The sequence below is a fragment of the Wenyingzhuangia gilva genome (assembly GCF_030519655.1).
Classification (GTDB): Bacteria; Bacteroidota; Bacteroidia; order Flavobacteriales; family Flavobacteriaceae; genus Wenyingzhuangia; species Wenyingzhuangia gilva.
This window is the reverse complement of sequence record NZ_JAUMIT010000002.1, coordinates 72642-90372: the sequence shown is the minus strand read 5'-3', so window position 1 is coordinate 90372 and position 17731 is coordinate 72642. Positions and strand designations below refer to the sequence as shown.

15 protein-coding genes and 5 tRNA genes are annotated in these 17731 nt (G+C 34.8%); 1 reads left to right on the top strand and 19 read right to left on the bottom strand.

What is annotated here, in order from left to right; all coding sequences use genetic code 11:
* Window positions 1-42: 42 nt before the first annotated feature.
* Window positions 43-1929, top strand: a complete 1887-nt coding sequence (yidC, locus tag QVZ41_RS05470) for a membrane protein insertase YidC (protein ID WP_302883549.1) — start codon at window positions 43-45, stop codon at window positions 1927-1929.
* A gap of 60 nt (window positions 1930-1989) precedes the next feature.
* Here the strand turns inward: yidC and QVZ41_RS05465 are convergent, their stop codons facing one another.
* The 19 genes from QVZ41_RS05465 to rpsU form a co-directional block, all read right to left on the bottom strand.
* The gene (locus QVZ41_RS05465; RefSeq protein WP_302883548.1) at window positions 1990-2490 is read right to left on the bottom strand and encodes a phosphatase PAP2 family protein; all 501 of its coding nucleotides are present in this window, start codon (window positions 2488-2490) and stop codon (window positions 1990-1992) included.
* Window positions 2491-2509: 19 nt separating this feature from the next.
* Window positions 2510-2821, bottom strand: coding sequence for a DUF3467 domain-containing protein (locus QVZ41_RS05460; RefSeq protein WP_302883547.1), 312 nt, complete (start codon window positions 2819-2821; stop codon window positions 2510-2512).
* A gap of 101 nt (window positions 2822-2922) precedes the next feature.
* Entirely contained in the window at window positions 2923-7209 is a 4287-nt protein-coding gene (gene rpoC / locus QVZ41_RS05455) for a DNA-directed RNA polymerase subunit beta' (RefSeq protein WP_302883546.1), read from the bottom strand.
* Between the two features lie 82 nt (window positions 7210-7291).
* On the bottom strand, window positions 7292-11104 hold the full coding sequence (gene rpoB / locus QVZ41_RS05450) for a DNA-directed RNA polymerase subunit beta (RefSeq protein ID WP_302883545.1): 3813 nt from the start codon (window positions 11102-11104) through the stop codon (window positions 7292-7294).
* A 152-nt stretch (window positions 11105-11256) separates the two neighbouring features.
* The gene (rplL, locus tag QVZ41_RS05445; protein WP_302883544.1) at window positions 11257-11628 is read right to left on the bottom strand and encodes a 50S ribosomal protein L7/L12; all 372 of its coding nucleotides are present in this window, start codon (window positions 11626-11628) and stop codon (window positions 11257-11259) included.
* Window positions 11629-11687: 59 nt separating this feature from the next.
* The gene (rplJ, locus tag QVZ41_RS05440; RefSeq protein WP_302883543.1) at window positions 11688-12224 is read right to left on the bottom strand and encodes a 50S ribosomal protein L10; all 537 of its coding nucleotides are present in this window, start codon (window positions 12222-12224) and stop codon (window positions 11688-11690) included.
* Between the two features lie 23 nt (window positions 12225-12247).
* Window positions 12248-12937, bottom strand: a complete 690-nt coding sequence (gene rplA, locus QVZ41_RS05435) for a 50S ribosomal protein L1 (protein WP_302883542.1) — start codon at window positions 12935-12937, stop codon at window positions 12248-12250.
* 17 nt (window positions 12938-12954) lie between these two features.
* Window positions 12955-13392 carry a 50S ribosomal protein L11 gene (gene rplK / locus QVZ41_RS05430; RefSeq protein WP_073121078.1) on the bottom strand — a complete coding sequence of 146 codons (438 nt, stop codon included), beginning with the start codon at window positions 13390-13392 and terminating at the stop codon, window positions 12955-12957.
* A gap of 75 nt (window positions 13393-13467) precedes the next feature.
* Window positions 13468-14022: a transcription termination/antitermination protein NusG gene (gene nusG / locus QVZ41_RS05425; RefSeq protein ID WP_073121076.1), complete on the bottom strand. Its 555-nt coding sequence runs from the start codon at window positions 14020-14022 to the stop codon at window positions 13468-13470.
* Window positions 14023-14031: 9 nt separating this feature from the next.
* Window positions 14032-14223 carry a preprotein translocase subunit SecE gene (gene secE, locus QVZ41_RS05420; protein ID WP_302883541.1) on the bottom strand — a complete coding sequence of 64 codons (192 nt, stop codon included), beginning with the start codon at window positions 14221-14223 and terminating at the stop codon, window positions 14032-14034.
* A 122-nt stretch (window positions 14224-14345) separates the two neighbouring features.
* Window positions 14346-14418, bottom strand: a tRNA-Trp gene (locus QVZ41_RS05415).
* A gap of 52 nt (window positions 14419-14470) precedes the next feature.
* Window positions 14471-15655, bottom strand: coding sequence for an elongation factor Tu (gene tuf / locus QVZ41_RS05410; protein WP_302883540.1), 1185 nt, complete (start codon window positions 15653-15655; stop codon window positions 14471-14473).
* A gap of 64 nt (window positions 15656-15719) precedes the next feature.
* Window positions 15720-15792, bottom strand: a tRNA-Thr gene (locus tag QVZ41_RS05405).
* A 15-nt stretch (window positions 15793-15807) separates the two neighbouring features.
* Window positions 15808-15880: transfer RNA gene (locus QVZ41_RS05400), tRNA-Gly, on the bottom strand.
* 53 nt (window positions 15881-15933) lie between these two features.
* Window positions 15934-16015: transfer RNA gene (locus QVZ41_RS05395), tRNA-Tyr, on the bottom strand.
* Between the two features lie 38 nt (window positions 16016-16053).
* Window positions 16054-16127, bottom strand: a tRNA-Thr gene (locus tag QVZ41_RS05390).
* A gap of 110 nt (window positions 16128-16237) precedes the next feature.
* Window positions 16238-16537 carry a ribosome hibernation-promoting factor, HPF/YfiA family gene (hpf, locus tag QVZ41_RS05385; RefSeq protein WP_302883539.1) on the bottom strand — a complete coding sequence of 100 codons (300 nt, stop codon included), beginning with the start codon at window positions 16535-16537 and terminating at the stop codon, window positions 16238-16240.
* Window positions 16538-16542: 5 nt separating this feature from the next.
* Window positions 16543-17439 carry a tyrosine-type recombinase/integrase gene (locus QVZ41_RS05380; protein WP_302883538.1) on the bottom strand — a complete coding sequence of 299 codons (897 nt, stop codon included), beginning with the start codon at window positions 17437-17439 and terminating at the stop codon, window positions 16543-16545.
* A gap of 88 nt (window positions 17440-17527) precedes the next feature.
* Window positions 17528-17725: a 30S ribosomal protein S21 gene (rpsU, locus tag QVZ41_RS05375; RefSeq protein WP_073121067.1), complete on the bottom strand. Its 198-nt coding sequence runs from the start codon at window positions 17723-17725 to the stop codon at window positions 17528-17530.
* Between the last annotated feature and the right edge of the window lie 6 nt (window positions 17726-17731).

The window sequence follows — 17731 nt, the reverse complement described above, 5'->3', positions numbered from 1 at the left end:
GTCTGTCATTATATACATGACAGACTTCTATTTTTTAAAACAATGGAAGAAAAAAAGAAATTAGACATTAGCCAGTTAATTGGTTTTGCATTAATTGGAGCAGTGTTAGTTTGGTACACAATGACTCAAAAGGACAAAGAGCCTGTAGCAGAAAATACCAAAACAGAAATAGTACAAAGTAACGAACCAGAAAACTCAACCTCTGATGCTGTAGTTACGGATTCTTTGTTACAAGCAGCAGCTGTTCAAAAATATGGAACCTTTGCTTATGCAGTGGCTAGTGGAACTGAGGAAAATGGAACCACTACTTTAGAAAATGACGTATTAAAATTAGTCATTGCTAACAAAGGGGGACAAATTATAGAAGCACAATTAAAAAATTATGAAGACTATCAAAAAGCTCCTTTATATTTAATTAAAGACAATAACTCTAATTTTAATATCCAATTTGGTACACAAGACAATAAATTAATCAACACCAAAGATTTAATTTTTGCTCCTACAACTTCAAAAAACGGAAAAAATCAAGTTGCTTCTTTTAAATTAAAAGTATCTAACAGTCAATATTTAGAATACCGATATGAATTAAAACCTAACGATTATATGTTAGATTTTTCTGTAAGATCTGTAGGATTAGAAAATGTCATCAACAGCAACAACAAGATCAATCTTGAGTGGGACATGACTGCAAATCGCCAAGAGAAAAGTATCAAGTACGAAAATCAAATGACCGCTTTGCATTATGAAAAAGAAGATGGTAAATATGATGATTTATCCGTAGGTTCCGAAGATGATGAAATAGAATCTGATGTAGATTGGATTGCTTACAAACAACATTTCTTTTCTACTATTTTATTGAGCAACACTCCTTTTGAAAAGGCTGAATTGACTTCAGAATCATTGGTAAAAGATGTTTTGGTAGACACTCTTGCTACTAAAAGTTTTAGCACTGTAGCTCCTTTAAAACTAACCAATGGTGCATTGAGTTATAATATGAATTTTTATATTGGACCAAACATTCACAAGAATTTAGCGTCTTACAACAAAGGAATAGAAAATGTAATGAACCTAGGTTGGGGAATTTTTGGATGGATCAATAGAAATGCTTTCATTCCTATTTTTCACTTCCTAAGCAGCTTTATTGGGAACTATGGAATTGTTATTATTTTAATGACTTTAGTAGTTCGTTTATTGATGTCTCCTTTGGTGTACAAATCATATGTTTCTAGTGCAAAAATGAAAGTTTTAAAACCAGAAATGGATGCCATCAACGCAAAATTCCCTGGTAAAGAAAACCAAATGAAACGTCAGTCTGAAATTATGGCGTTACAACGTAAATCTGGGGTAAATATGATGGCGGGTTGTATTCCTGCATTGTTACAAATGCCTGTATTCTTTGCCTTATTCCGTTTTTTCCCATCCGAAATAGATTTAAGACAACAACCTTTCTTATGGGCTGATGACTTATCATCATATGATAGTGTTTTTGAATGGTCTACTCACATTCCTATTCTATCTAGTTTTTACGGAAACCACTTTAGTTTATTCCCAGTATTGGCTTCTATTGCAATTTTCTTTTACATGAGAATGAACCAAGGTCAACAAATGAGTATGCAACAACCTGCACAAGAAGGAATGCCAGACATGCAAAAAATGATGAAGATGATGATGTACTTCTCTCCAATCATGATGTTGTTTTTCTTTAACAACTATGCATCAGGATTGAGTTTGTACTATTTTGTATCTAACTTATTAACGTTAACAATTATGTATGTAATTAAAACTTATGTAATTGATGAAGAAAAAATCTTAGCTAAGATTCACGAGAACAGAAAGAAGCCTAAAAAAACAAGCAAGTTTAAGCAACGTTTAGATGAAGCGATGAAACAAGCTCAAGAACAACAAGCTAGACAAAAAGGAAAAAAGTAATATTTTTCCTATTAAACAAACTAAAAATCCCGATGTGTACTACATCGGGGTTTTTTTATTTTAAAACTGATATCGATAACTCAAACAATAATCTTTTCCTCTTTTATCAAAAGAAAAACTAAGTTGATCGCTGTTTAATTTCTTGGTAAAAAGATAAGAAGACAAAATTCCAAAAGTTGCACCAACAACAACGTCTTCTACATAATGTTTTTTTGCATACACCCTACTAAAACCTGTAAAAGCAGCAACAGCATAAGCAGGAATACCATAATCCCATCCATATCTTTTTTGCAAAAAAGCAGCTCCTTGAAAAGTAATAGAAGTGTGTCCTGAGGGAAAGGATTTAAAATCTTCTCCGTTTGGTCTTTCTTTATGAGTAATTTCTTTCAATCCTAAAGTTACAACCGTATTCAAAACAAAAGCTTTTGAAAACGCATAAGCTCCAGGTTTATCTTTTTTTAAGAGAGTAGTTCCCAAAGCAACAAAAGGCATGGAATATAAACCTACATCTCCTATCCTCTCTATGGTATGCTGAGCTTTTATACTGAAAGTAGAAAACATCAGTATAACTAAGAGTATTTTAAGCCTCTCCAACCGGTCCAAAGTTTATAGGATAATCTTGTTGTTCAAATTCTTTTATTTCTCCTACTTGTGCCTCAAAACGATTGATATTATCAATTAAAGCTTGTGCCAAACGTTTGGCATGTTGTGGCGTAAGTACAATTCTAGACTTTACCTTTGCCTTTGGTACTCCTGGCATAATATTCACAAAATCTAATACAAATTCAGAATTTGAGTGATTGATAATAGCCAAATTAGAATAGGTTCCTTCTGCAACTTCAGGTGTTAATTCTATATTTATATTTCCTTGTTTGTCTTTAGACTCTTCCATAATGTATGTTCTTATTATCTGCACTAAAATAGCATATTTATAAACCAAAAAAAAACGGATTCCTATAGGAATCCGTTTTCTTTTTATATCAAGTAAGTTACTTATTTAATTTCAAAACTTTCTTCAATCTCCTCTTTAGGACCTACAATAACATTGTTGTAAGCTCTCATTCCTGTACCTGCAGGAATCTTCTTACCAACAATAACGTTTTCTTTTAATCCTTCTAAGTAATCAATTTTACCACTTACAGCTGCTTCATTCAACACTTTTGTTGTTTCCTGGAACGATGCTGCAGAAATAAACGATTTGGTTTGTAAAGATGCTCTTGTAATCCCTTGTAAAATTTGCTCTGCCGTTGCAGGTCTAGCATCTCTTGCAACAATTTCAGCACGATCTTCACGCTTCAATCTTGAATTTTCATCTCTTAATTGACGAGCAGTAATAATTTGACCAGCTTTAAAGATGGCAGAATCTCCAGCATCTTCAATTACTTTCATTCCATAGATCTCATCATTCTTCTCTATAAAGTCATTCTTATGCACTAAAGAGTTCTCCAAGAATAAAGTATCTCCTGAATCAATAATTCTAACCTTACGCATCATTTGACGTACTACAACTTCGTAATGCTTATCGTTAATTCTTACCCCTTGTAAACGATATACTTCTTGAATTTCGTTTACAATGTACTCTTGTACTTTAGAAGGACCTTGAATTCTCAAGATATCTTCTGGAGTTACAGAACCATCTGATAAAGGCATACCTGCTTTTACGTAATCATTCTCTTGTACTAAAATTTGACTAGATAACTTTACTAAGTATTTCTTAACATCACCAAACTTAGACTCAACAATAATTTCACGGTTACCACGCTTAATTTTACCAAAAGATACCACTCCATCTGTTTCAGCAACTACCGCTGGGTTAGATGGGTTACGTGCTTCAAATAATTCTGTTACACGTGGTAAACCTCCTGTAATATCCCCAGCCTTTCCAGACTTACGAGGGATCTTAACCAATGTTTTACCTGTTTCAATTTCTTCACCATTATTCACCATTAAGTGTGCTCCTAAAGGTAAAGAGTATGATCTTAAAGTATTTCCATCAAGATCTTGAATCAATAAAGCAGGAATTTTCTTCTTGTCTTTAGATTCAATAATTACTTTTTCTTGGAAACCTGTTTGTTCATCAATCTCAACAGCATAGTTAGTACCTTGTTCTAAATCTTCAAAGGCAATTTTACCTGCAAACTCAGAAACAATTACACCGTTAAATGGATCCCATTGACAGATAGCATCTCCTTTGTTAATTTTTGATTGACCGTTTACAAATATGTAAGAACCATAAGGAATTACTGTAGTACTTAATACAGTTCCAATTTTATCATCAATAATCTTAGCTTCTGCTGTACGAGAAATAACAATCTCTACTGGCTCACCTTGAGGATTCTTACCTGGTACTGTTACTAAGTCATCAATTGTTAATGCACCACTAAACTTAGCTATTAACTTATTATCCTCAGAAATGTTTCCTGCTACCCCTCCAACGTGGAAAGTACGTAATGTTAACTGTGTACCTGGCTCTCCAATAGACTGTGCAGCAATAACTCCAACAGACTCTCCAATTTGAACCATATCACGTGTTGACATTGATTGTCCATAACACTTAGAACAAATACCTTTTTTAGATTCACAAGTTAAAGCCGAACGTACTTCTACAGTATCTAATCCTGACTCTTCAATAATAGCTGCTAATTCTTCTGTAATCTCAGAACCTGCAGTTACCATTACTTCATGATTTACTGGATCTTTAACATCGTGTAATGCAACACGACCTACGATACGCTCGTTTAAAGATTCAACAATTTCATCATTTTTCTTCAAAGCAGATACTTCTAAACCTCTTAAAGTACCACAGTCAAATTCATTGATGATTACATCTTGTGCAACATCTACCAAACGACGTGTTAAATATCCTGCATCGGCTGTTTTTAATGCCGTATCGGCAAGACCTTTACGAGCACCGTGCGTAGAGATAAAGTATTCTAAAATTGATAAACCTTCCTTAAAGTTAGATAAAATTGGGTTTTCAATAATTTCTCCTCCTGATGAAGTAGATTTTTTAGGCTTCGCCATCAATCCACGCATACCTGTTAACTGACGAATTTGCTCCTTAGAACCACGGGCTCCAGAATCAAGCATCATAAACACAGAGTTAAATCCTTGTTGATCTTCTCTCAAACGTTTCATAGACAATTCTGTCAATTGGTTGTTTGTAGATCCCCAAATATCAATCACCTGGTTGTAACGCTCTTTATTCGTTAACATACCCATGTTATAGTTTTGAATAATCATCTCAACTTCAACATTGGCATCAGCAATCATTTGCTTCTTTTCAGCTGGAATAATGATATCTCCTAATGAGAATGACAATCCACCTCTAAAGGCAAACTTGAATCCCATGTCTTTAATATTATCCAGGAACTCTCCAGTTGTAGGAATATCTGTAGCTTTTAAAACTTTTGCGATAATTCCTCTTAAAGATTTCTTAGTTAAAATATCATTGATATATCCTGCTGCTGGTGGTACATGTTCATTGAACAATACTCTACCAACAGTAGTTTCTATAATTCTAGTTACTTGGTTACCGTTTTCATCAATATCTTTAGTTCTAACTTTAATCCCAGCGTTTAATTCAACTGCCTTTTCGTTAAAAGCAATGGTAACTTCTTCTGGTGAGTAGAAAGTTAATCCTTCTCCTTTTACCGTATGCTTCTCATCAGTAACACGTAATTTGGTCATATAATATAGACCCAATACCATATCCTGAGATGGTACTGTAATAGGTGCACCGTTAGCAGGGTTTAAGATAGAGTGAGAACCTAACAATAACATTTGAGCTTCCAAAATAGCTTCAGGTCCTAACGGTAAATGTACCGCCATCTGATCCCCATCAAAATCGGCGTTAAATGCCGAACATACTAACGGGTGTAACTGAATTGCTTTTCCTTCAATTAATTTAGGTTGGAAAGCTTGGATTCCTAAACGGTGTAACGTAGGGGCACGGTTTAATAAAACTGGGTGTCCTTTAATTACATTCTCCAAAATATCCCAAACTACAGGCTCTTTTTTGTCTATTATTTTCTTAGCAGACTTTACTGTTTTTACAACGCCACGCTCAATCAACTTACGGATGATAAATGGTTTGTACAATTCAGCTGCCATATCTTTAGGAATTCCACACTCAGATAATTTCAAAGTAGGCCCAACAACAATTACCGAACGAGCAGAATAATCTACACGCTTACCAAGTAAGTTTTGACGGAAACGACCTTGTTTACCTTTTAATGAATCTGATAAAGATTTTAAGGGTCTGTTAGATTCTGTTTTTACTGCTGATGATTTACGAGTATTGTCAAACAATGAATCTACAGATTCTTGTAACATACGTTTTTCGTTACGTAAAATAACTTCAGGAGCCTGAATTTCTACCAAACGCTTTAAACGGTTATTACGGATAATTACTCTACGGTATAAATCATTTAAATCAGAAGTAGCAAAACGACCTCCATCTAATGGTACTAAAGGACGTAATTCAGGTGGAATCACAGGAATAGCCTTTAAAATCATCCATGACGGATTGTTTTCTCTGTTCTTTTGAGATTCACGGAAAGCTTCTACAACATTCAAACGTTTTAAAGCTTCTGTTTTACGTTGCTTAGAAGTTTCTGTGTTTGCTTTGTGTCTTAATTCATATGATAAAGTTTCTAAATCAATACGATCCAACAACTCTATTAAACACTCAGCCCCCATTTTGGCAATAAATTTATTTGGATCATCATCATCCAAATATCTATTTTCCATAGGAACAGTTTCTAAAATATCTAAATACTCCTCTTCTGTTAAGAAATCCATTTTTTGTAATGGCGTTCCATCTAATTGAGTTGCATTTCCTGGTTGAATTACTACGTATCTCTCGTAGTAAATAATCATATCTAACTTTTTAGATGGTAACCCTAAAAGGTATCCCATTTTGTTAGGTAATGATCTAAAGTACCAAATATGAGCGATAGGCACCACTAAATTAATGTGACCTACTCTATCTCTACGTACTTTCTTTTCTGTAACTTCTACACCACATCGATCACATACAATACCTTTGTATCGGATTCTTTTGTACTTTCCACAAGCACATTCAAAATCTTTTATAGGTCCAAAGATACGCTCACAAAACAAACCATCTCTTTCTGGTTTGTGTGTACGGTAATTGATTGTTTCTGGTTTTAAAACCTCACCATGAGAAGCCTCTAAAATAGACTCTGGTGAAGCCAAACCAATAGAAATTTTTTCAAATCTCTTTTGCGTAGGGTTTTTATCGTTATTTCTTGCCATGATCTTTTTAAGTTTTCAGTACTCGGTATACAGTATTCAGTAAAAACTGAGGACTGTATACTAAATACTCTGTACTAAATTTCTATTCTTCTAATCTTACGTCTAATCCTAAACCTTTCAATTCGTGCATCAACACGTTGAATGATTCTGGTAAACCTGGTTCTGGCATCGGTTCTCCTTTTACGATTGCCTCGTAAGTTTTGGCTCTACCAATAACATCATCAGATTTCACTGTTAAAATTTCACGTAAAATACTAGATGCTCCATAGGCTTCTAATGCCCATACCTCCATCTCTCCAAAACGCTGACCTCCAAATTGAGCTTTACCTCCTAATGGTTGTTGTGTAATTAAAGAGTATGGTCCAATAGAACGTGCGTGCATCTTATCATCAATCATGTGACCTAACTTAATCATGTAGATAATACCTACAGTTGCTGGTTGGTCAAATCTTTCTCCTGTTCCACCGTCATATAAGTAAGTGTGTCCAAATCTTGGAATTCCTGCTTCGTCTGTTAAGGCGTTAATTTGATCTAACTTTGCCCCATCAAAAATTGGAGTTGCATAAGTTTGACCTAATTTTTGTCCTGCCCATCCTAATACAGTTTCATAAATCTGTCCAATGTTCATACGTGATGGTACCCCTAATGGATTCAATACGATATCTACTGGTGTTCCATCTTCTAAGAATGGCATTTCTTCTTGACGAACAATACGAGCAACAATACCTTTGTTACCGTGACGTCCTGCCATCTTATCCCCTACTTTTAACTTACGTTTCTTAGCGATATAAATTTTAGCTAATTTCAAGACACCTGCTGGTAATTCATCTCCAATAGTAATCGCAAATTTCTTACGTCTTAAAGCACCTTGTAAATCACTAACTTTAATTTTATAATTGTGAATTAATTCAGCAACCAAGTTATTTAAGTGATCATCTGTTGTCCAAGCTCCTTTAGTTAAATGTGTAAAGTCTGTAACAGAGTTTAACATTTTTAAAGTGTACTTTTTACCTTTAGGGAATACTTCTTCTCCTAAATCATTCTGAACTCCTTGAGAAGTTTTACCAGAAATTAAAGTAAACAACTTGTCTATTAAAGTGTCTTTTAGAGATTCAAAGTCATGAGTAAACTGTGCTTCTAAAGCCTCTATTTGCTCTTTATCTCTAACTCTCTTAGATTTATCTTTAACTGCTTTCTTAAATAATTTTTTACCAATTACAACTCCTCTTAATGATGGAGATGCTTTTAATGAAGCATCTTTTACATCCCCTGCTTTGTCTCCAAAGATAGCACGTAATAATTTTTCTTCAGGTGTTGGATCAGATTCTCCTTTTGGAGTAATCTTTCCAATTAAAATATCACCAGGCTTCACTTCAGCACCAATACGAATCATTCCGTTTTCATCTAAGTCTTTAGTAGCCTCTTCAGAAACGTTAGGAATATCATTGGTCAATTCTTCTGCTCCTAATTTAGTGTCTCTTACATCTAAAGAGTACTCATCAATATGGATAGAAGTAAAGATATCTTCTCTTACAACTTTTTCAGAAATCACAATCGCATCCTCAAAGTTGTACCCTTGCCAAGGCATGAAGGCTACTTTCATGTTACGTCCTAAGGCTAATTCACCTTTTTGAGTAGCATATCCTTCACACAATACTTGTCCTTCTTCAACAGTATCTCCAACTTTAACAATTGGCTTTAAGTTGATAGAAGTTCCTTGGTTGGTTTTTCTAAACTTAATTAAGTCGTATGTAATTTCGTTAGAATCAAAACTTACAGAAGCTTCCTCCTCAGTTCTTTCATAACGAATAGTAATCTTATTAGCATCAACATAAATCACTTCACCAGTTCCTTCTGCGTTGATTAAGATTCTTGAATCTTTGGCAACTCTACGCTCTAAACCTGTTCCTACAATAGGAGCTTCAGGACGTAATAATGGTACTGCTTGACGCATCATGTTAGATCCCATCAAGGCACGGTTCGCATCATCATGTTCTAAGAAAGGAATCAATGAAGCTGAAATAGAGGCAATCTGGTTTGGAGATACATCCATATAGTCAATGTCTTGTGGAGTTACGACTGGATAATCAGCCTCTTCACGAGCAATAACTTTTTCTAAATTGATTTGTCCGTTTTCAGCAATATCAATGTTAGATTGTGCAAACTTCATTCCTTCTTCTTCCTCAGCACTTAGATAGATAGGTTCATCTGTAATGTTTACTTGTCCATCTTCTACCTTACGGTATGCGGTTTCAATAAACCCTAAATTGTTCACTTTTGCATATACCGCTAAAGATGAAATCAATCCAATGTTTGGACCTTCAGGAGTTTCAATTGGACATAAACGACCGTAGTGAGTATAGTGAACGTCACGAACCTCAAATCCTGCTCTTTCTCTAGATAAACCTCCAGGTCCTAAAGCCGATAATCTACGTTTGTGAGTAATCTCCGCTAATGGGTTTGTTTGATCCATGAACTGAGATAACTGGTTGGTTCCAAAGAATGAGTTAATTACAGAAGATAAAGTCTTCGCGTTAATTAAGTCAATCGGTGTAAACACTTCGTTATCACGAACGTTCATTCTTTCTCTAATAGTACGAGCCATACGAGACAATCCTACTCCAAATTGAGCAGCTAATTGTTCACCTACTGTACGCACACGTCTGTTAGATAAGTGGTCAATATCATCAATCTCTGCTTTTGAGTTCACCAACTCAATTAAGTTTTTGATAATAGTGATTATATCGTTTTTAGTTAAAACTTTCTCCTCTAAAGATTCGTTAAGTCCTAACTTCTTATTCATTCTAAAACGTCCTACTTCACCTAAGTTGTAACGTTGCTCAGAGAAGAATAATTTTTCAATAATTCCTCTTGCAGTTTCCTCATCTGGCGGCTCAGCATTACGTAATTGTCTATAAATATGCTCTACAGCTTCTTTTTCAGAGTTAGTAGGGTCTTTTTGTAATGTGTTGTGGATAATTGCATAATCTCCACTTTCATTATCTTCTTTGTGTAATAAAATTGTTTTTACTCCTGTATCAACAATTTCATCAATATGTTCTTTATCTAAAATAGTGTCACGGTCAAATACAATCTCGTTACGCTCAATAGATACAACTTCTCCTGTATCTTCATCAACGAAGTCCTCAAACCAAGTTCTTAATACACGAGCAGCTAATTTTCTTCCTAGTACTTTCTTTAATCCAGACTTAGAAACTTTAACTTCTTCTGCAAGGTTAAAAATCTCTAAAATGTCCTTATCTCTTTCAAATCCAATCGCACGGAATAAAGTAGTAACAGGTAATTTTTTCTTTCTATCAATATAAGCATACATCACTTGATTGATATCGGTAGCAAATTCAATCCAAGACCCTTTAAAAGGAATTACTCTTGCAGAATATAATTTTGTACCGTTTGCATGGAAAGATTGTCCAAAGAATACCCCTGGAGAACGGTGTAACTGAGAAACGATAACACGCTCAGCTCCGTTGATGATAAAGGTACCTGAATTGGTCATGTAAGGAACCGTACCTAAGTACACGTCTTGCACAATTGTTTCAAAATCCTCATGTTCAGGATCTGTACAGTACAATTTCAATCTTGCCTTTAATGGTAAACTATAAGTCAAACCACGCTCAATACACTCTTCAATTGAGTATCTAGGTGGATCTACAAAATAGTCTAAAAATTCTAACACGAAGTTGTTACGCGTGTCAGTAATTGGAAAATTGTCCATGAAAGTTTTATACAAACCTTCATCGCTTCTTTCGTCAGCCTTAGTTTTCAACTGGAAAAAATCTTGGAAAGATTTAATCTGAATATCTAAAAAGTCCGGATATTCTGTACTTAGTTTGGCTGAAGCAAAGTTAACTCTTGTATTATTTTTCGTTGCCAAAGGGGAAAAATTTAGGTGAATTAATAATTCTATTTTCTTTTTTAAGCTTGTATAGGGGCGAATAAATATAGGAACTATTTAAACGCAAAAAATGGTTTAGGTCTAACCCATGTGGGAAAGACCTAAACCTATAAGGTTTTGTAGTAAAAAAATTACTTTAACTCAACTACAGCTCCAACTTCTTCTAAAGAAGCTTTAATTCCTTCTGCTTCTTCTTTAGAAACACCTTCTTTAATTGCAGATGGAGTTCCATCAACTAATTCCTTAGCTTCTTTCAATCCTAATCCAGTTAATTCTTTAACTGCTTTTACAACTTTTAATTTAGATGCTCCTGCTTCTTTTAAGATAACATCAAACTCAGTTTGAGCTTCTGCAGCGTCTCCACCTTCAGCAGCTCCACCTCCTACAACTACTGCTGCAGCTGGTTCGATACCGTACTCATCTTTTAAGATAGTAGCTAATTCATTTACTTCTTTAACTGTTAAGTTAACTAATTGTTCTGCGAAATCTTTTAATTCTGCCATTTTGATTCTTTTTGTACGTTTATTAAACGTGGTGTATTATAATTTATTTGTGCGCGTAATTATTCTGCTGATTCTTCTGTAGATGCTTCTACAGCAGCACCAGCTCTATCTGGACGTTCCTCATTAGTCAACGCTGAAACAACGTTTTTAATAGGAGACTGTAAGATAGTGATGATATCACCAATAAGTTCTTCTTTAGATTTAATTGCAACTAAAGCAGGTAATTGATCAGCTCCTACATATACTTCGTCAGCGATGAAGGCTCCTTTCAATAATGGTTTCTCACCTTTAGATTTCTTTAAGAAATCTTGAATTACTTTTGCAGGAGCATTCGCTACTGAAGCGTAAAACACAGATGTGTTACCTTTTAATGTTGATGGTAAATCACCAAAGTCTTTATCAGACTTCTCCATTGCTTTTTCTAGCAATGTATTTTTCACTACAGATAATTGGATATCTGCTTTAAAACAAGCTCTTCTTAAGTTAGAAGTTGCAGCAGCATTTAACCCTGAAATATCGGCTAAATAGATTACTGTATTCTCCGCTAATTGGCTTGTTAAATCTTCAATTACTTGAAATTTTTCTTCTCTTGTCATTGTCTATGAGTTTTAACAGCTAATTAAAGCGATTTAAGGTCTAACTGAACTGAAGGAGACTGAGTACTAGATATAAAAGCACTCTTGATATAAGTTCCTTTAGCCGCAGTTGGCTTTAACTTAATAATTGTTTGGATTAATTCGTGAGCATTTTCAGTTAACTTTTCAGCATCGAAAGATACTTTTCCGATAGCAGCATGTACAATACCAGTTTTGTCAACTTTAAAGTCAATTTTACCAGCTTTTACTTCTGCTACTGCCTTTTTAACATCCATTGTAACGGTTCCTGTCTTAGGGTTAGGCATTAAACCTCTTGGTCCTAATATACGTCCTAATGGTCCTAATTTACCCATTACAGCTGGCATAGTGATGATCACGTCAACATCTGTCCAACCTGCTTTTATTTTTGCTAAGTACTCGTCTAAACCAACGTAATCTGCTCCAGCTTCTTTAGCCTCAGCTTCTTTGTCTGGTGTAACCAACGCTAATACTTTTACATCTTTACCTGTCCCGTGTGGTAATGTTACAACCCCACGTACCATTTGATTTGCTTTCCTAGGATCTACTCCTAAACGAATAGCAACATCTACAGATGCGTCGAAATTAGCTAATGTAATTTCTTTTACTAAAGAAGATGCTTCATTCAAAGAATAAACTTTAGAACTGTCAATCTTAGCTTGAGCTTCTTTTTGCTTTTTTGTTAATTTTGCCATGTTTTCTTGTTTATCAATTAAAATGGAGCGTCTCCGCTTACCGTTACTCCCATAGATCTTGCAGTACCTGCAATCATCTTCATTGCTGACTCTACAGTAAATGCATTTAAGTCAGGCATTTTATCTTCTGCGATCGTTTTTACTTGATCCCAAGAGATACTTGCAACTTTTTTACGGTTTGGTTCTCCCGATCCACCCTTTAGTTTAGCAGCTTCTAAAATTTGAACTGCAGCTGGAGGAGTTTTAACAATAAACTCGAAAGATTTGTCAGAATATACAGTAATTGCAACTGGTAAAACCTTTCCTTGTTTGTCTTGAGTTCTAGCATTAAACTGCTTACAGAACTCCATAATGTTAACCCCGGCAGCACCTAAAGCAGGACCTACTGGTGGTGAAGGATTTGCTTGCCCTCCCTTAACCTGTAACTTTACAATCTTACTTACTTCTTTTGCCATTTTTAATATAAAATTAAATTAAACCTTGTGCATTAGTTGGAAGCAAACACAAGATTAATTTGTAACACTCTTTATTTATGATATTTTATCTACTTGCATATAGTTTAATTCTAATGGCGTCTTACGACCAAAGATTTTAACCATTACTTCAAGTTTTCTCTTTTCTTCATGAATATTTTCTATCACACCATCAAATCCATTAAACGGACCATCTATTACTTTTACAGTTTCACCAACTGTATAAGGAATAGCTATGTTATGATCTGGCTGCACAGTTAATTCATCAACCTTACCTAACATTCTATTAATTTCACTTTGTCTCATTGGCACTGGTTCTCCTCCTTTAGTTTCACCTAAGAATCCAATAACACCAGTTACAGCTTTAATAACGTGAGGAACTTCTCCTGTTAAATTAGCTTCTACCATAATATAACCAGGAAAATAAACACGCTCACGCGTTGATTTTTTTCCGTTGCGAACTTGAACAACTTTTTCTGTTGGTACCAATACCTGATCTACATAATCAGACAAACCCAAACGTGAAATTTCATTTTCAATATAATTTTTCACTTTGTTTTCCTGACCTCCAATAGCCCTTACTACATACCACTTCTTTACAGAATCAGCCATAATTTACCTTTACTTTATAAAATTAAAAAAACCTTCTAATGTTTTTTGAAACCCTTGGTCTACTAAAAAAACAGCGATCGCAAAAATGATTGTAAACACAGCCACCACTACAGTAGATTTTTGAGCCTCTTCCTTAGAGATCCATGTCATTTCGTCTTTCAACTCTGTAAATGACGATTTTATGTAATTAAGAATATTCATAATATTTTCTTGAAAAGTCGTGCAAAGATATAAAATTATTCAACACGTAAATAACTTTATATCTTTTTTTGACTTGTTTGCTAAAAAAAGGAATTATAAAAATTATAATTCCTTCTATTTTGCACGGGCGGAGAGACTCGAACTCCCGACACCTGGTTTTGGAGACCAGTGCTCTACCAACTGAGCTACGCCCGTAAAAAAAGAGCCTGCTTTAAAACAAGCTCTTTATATGATAATAATCTTTCGACTATAAAATTTCAGTTACCTGACCAGCACCAACTGTTCTACCTCCTTCACGGATTGCAAAACGTAAACCTACGTTCATTGCAATTGGAGAATGTAAATCAACAGTAATAGTTAAGTTATCACCTGGCATTACCATTTCAACACCATCAGGTAAATTAATTGTACCTGTTACGTCAGTTGTACGTACGTAAAACTGTGGACGGTAGTTGTTGTGGAATGGAGTGTGACGTCCACCTTCTTCTTTTTTCAATACATAAACTTCAGCTTTAAACTTAGCGTGTGGTTTAACAGAACCTGGCTTACAAATTACCATTCCTCTTTTGATATCTTCTTTCGCAATACCTCTTAATAAGATACCTACGTTATCTCCAGCCTCACCTCTATCTAATATCTTACGGAACATTTCAACTCCTGTAATAGTAGATGATAATTTTTCAGCTCCCATACCAATGATATCAACAGTATCTCCTGTATTAGCAACACCAGTTTCGATACGTCCTGTAGCAACAGTACCACGACCTGTAATAGAGAATACATCTTCGATTGGCATTAAGAAATCTTTCTCAACTTCACGAACTGGCTCTTCAATCCAAGAATCACAAGCATCCATTAATTCCATAATAGAATCAACCCATTTTTGCTCATTGTTTAATCCACCTAAAGCAGACCCTTGAATTACAGGAGTGTTATCTCCATCATAGTCATAGAAAGATAATAAATCACGAACCTCCATGTCTACTAACTCTAATAACTCCTCATCATCAACCATATCAACTTTGTTTAAGAAAACAACGATACGAGGAATACCTACCTGACGTCCTAACAAGATGTGTTCACGAGTTTGTGGCATTGGTCCATCAGTAGCAGCAACTACTAAAATAGCACCATCCATTTGAGCAGCACCAGTTACCATGTTTTTAACGTAATCCGCGTGACCTGGACAGTCAACGTGAGCATAGTGACGGTTAGCTGTAGAATACTCTACGTGAGATGTGTTAATAGTAATACCTCTTTCTTTTTCCTCTGGAGCGTTATCAATAGAGTCAAAAGATCTTAATTCAGATAAACCAGCGTTAGCTAATACAGTAGTAATAGCAGCTGTTAAAGTAGTTTTACCGTGATCTACGTGTCCGATAGTACCGATGTTTAAGTGTGGTTTCGAACGATCAAATGTTGCCTTTGCCATGATTATAAATTTTAATTCTTAGTTATATATTAGTGTTTATTTTAAACCTATTTTAATCCTTTTGAGCCAATGACCGGATTTGAACCGGTGACCTCATCCCTACCAAGGATGCGCTCTACCAACTGAGCTACACCGGCATGGATTTAAATTTGAGCGAAAGACCGGGTTCGAACCGGCGACATTCAGCTTGGAAGGCTGACGCTCTACCAACTGAGCTACTTTCGCATTTTACTGATTTTCATCAGAAGGAACATAAATATTACTTTACGCCTTATTTGTGGTGGGAGAAGGATTCGAACCTTCGAAGACATAGTCAGCGGATTTACAGTCCGCCCTCGTTGGCCACTTGAGTATCCCACCAATCCAATAATTTAAAAGAACGCTTTCTTTTCTTGTTGAGCCGATAATAGGACTCGAACCTACGACCTGCTGATTACAAATCAGCTGCTCTAGCCAGCTGAGCTATATCGGCTTTTAGATAGTATCCACAAAAAAGCAGCCCGCTATCTTAACGGACTGCAAATTTATAAAGTTTTCGATATCATGCAAAACATTTTAAAAATATTTTACTTTTTTTTATCATTAGGCAACTCTTTCCTTTTCTTTGGTCTTCATTAACTGTCTTTTCATGGCATCAGCACACAAACTTATTCCTTCTTCAAAAGTTTTTGACTCTTTCTTAACCATCAAATCATGACCAGGAATATTCAATTTTAATTCCGTTACTTTATTCTCCTTTTCACTGGTCTGTTGCACTTTCAAGAACACTTCACCATCTACTATTTTATCGTGAAATTTCTCTAACCCCTCTACTTTTTTGTTTACAAATTCTACCAAATCCTTGTCGGCGTTGAAATTTACTGACTGAACAAATATTTTCATATACTTTATTTTTTTTTCGCACTTCTAGGGTGTGCTTGGTTATAAACTTGTTTTAACTTGTCTAAACTATTGTGGGTATAAACCTGAGTTGCGGCTAAACTAGAGTGCCCTAGTAACTCTTTTACCGAATTCAAGTCTGCTCCTTGATTTATCAAATCCGTAGCATAAGAATGTCTTAATACATGTGGACTCTTTTTTTCCTTCGTCGAGACCTTACTAAAATAGGAATTAATAATTCGATAAACAAGCGCTCCATACATTTTTCCACCTCGTTTTGTGACGAACAAATTTAAAGTAGCAACATTCATACCATCTCGTTGATTTAAATAGAGCTTTAATTCCTTTAAAATTTCTGTGTAAATAGGAATGATACGCTCTTTATTTCTCTTTCCTAGCACTTTTATTGTTCTAGTTTCAAAATCCACATCTTGTGTTTTTAACTCGATTAATTCTGCTTGTCTAATTCCAGTAGCATACAACAAATGAATCATCAACTTGTTTCTTAATTGCTCAAAAGGAGTATAGTAATCATCTTCTATCAAAAAAACTTCTTCAATTTCTCTTTCTGAAAAGGGAATGATGACTTTTTTTGCCGTTTTTAAGCTTTTTTGGCTTGAAAGTGGGTTTTTAGTGATCATTTCTATCTTTTGCAAATAATTATAAAAACTTTTTAAGGCCGTTAATTTTCTATTCACAGACCTATTAACGATTCCTGAGGCATTTAAACTAATAATCCAAGACCTGATATAAGAATATTCAACAGCACAAGGATCCATCTCCTGATACTCACTTTCTATAAACCCAAAGAAATCATTAAGATCTTTTTGATAAGCAGTAATGGTATGTGGAGAATAATTTTTCTCTAAGGATAAATACTCTAAAAATTTATGAATCAATTCCATGTTTGAATCTTTTACTTAGCGAAAGTTAAGACATAAAAAAACCCTGTGAAAATTCACAGGGTTTTTATTAATACGTTGTAACAAGTAATTAAGCTTGCTCTTCGTTAGTTCTTAAACGCTGAACATAAGAAGCTTTAATTCTTTGTTTACGGTTTACTACAGATGGTTTATTAAACTGCTGACGCTCACGTAATTGTTTCATTGTTTTCGTACGGTCGAATTTTCTCTTGAAACGCTTTAAAGCTCTATCAATGTTTTCTCCGTCTTTAATTGGAATAATTAACATAATTTA

What these genes read in the sequence shown, in the direction of transcription:
- rplJ (WP_302883543.1), bottom strand. Translation starts at nt 12,224, where the DNA reads ATGACAAGAGAAGAAAAATTTCAAGTAATTGAAGATTTAACAAGCCAA.
- rpsU (WP_073121067.1), bottom strand. Translation starts at nt 17,725, where the DNA reads ATGTTAATTATTCCAATTAAAGACGGAGAAAACATTGATAGAGCTTTA.
- rplA (WP_302883542.1), bottom strand. Translation starts at nt 12,937, where the DNA reads ATGGCAAAATTAACAAAAAAGCAAAAAGAAGCTCAAGCTAAGATTGAC.
- QVZ41_RS05380 (WP_302883538.1), bottom strand. Translation starts at nt 17,439, where the DNA reads ATGGAATTGATTCATAAATTTTTAGAGTATTTATCCTTAGAGAAAAAT.
- rpoC (WP_302883546.1), bottom strand. Translation starts at nt 7,209, where the DNA reads ATGGCAAGAAATAACGATAAAAACCCTACGCAAAAGAGATTTGAAAAA.
- tuf (WP_302883540.1), bottom strand. Translation starts at nt 15,655, where the DNA reads ATGGCAAAGGCAACATTTGATCGTTCGAAACCACACTTAAACATCGGT.
- QVZ41_RS05460 (WP_302883547.1), bottom strand. Translation starts at nt 2,821, where the DNA reads ATGGAAGAGTCTAAAGACAAACAAGGAAATATAAATATAGAATTAACA.
- yidC (WP_302883549.1), top strand. Translation starts at nt 43, where the DNA reads ATGGAAGAAAAAAAGAAATTAGACATTAGCCAGTTAATTGGTTTTGCA.
- hpf (WP_302883539.1), bottom strand. Translation starts at nt 16,537, where the DNA reads ATGAAAATATTTGTTCAGTCAGTAAATTTCAACGCCGACAAGGATTTG.
- rplL (WP_302883544.1), bottom strand. Translation starts at nt 11,628, where the DNA reads ATGGCAGAATTAAAAGATTTCGCAGAACAATTAGTTAACTTAACAGTT.
- secE (WP_302883541.1), bottom strand. Translation starts at nt 14,223, where the DNA reads ATGAATATTCTTAATTACATAAAATCGTCATTTACAGAGTTGAAAGAC.
- nusG (WP_073121076.1), bottom strand. Translation starts at nt 14,022, where the DNA reads ATGGCTGATTCTGTAAAGAAGTGGTATGTAGTAAGGGCTATTGGAGGT.
- QVZ41_RS05465 (WP_302883548.1), bottom strand. Translation starts at nt 2,490, where the DNA reads ATGTTTTCTACTTTCAGTATAAAAGCTCAGCATACCATAGAGAGGATA.
- rplK (WP_073121078.1), bottom strand. Translation starts at nt 13,392, where the DNA reads ATGGCAAAAGAAGTAAGTAAGATTGTAAAGTTACAGGTTAAGGGAGGG.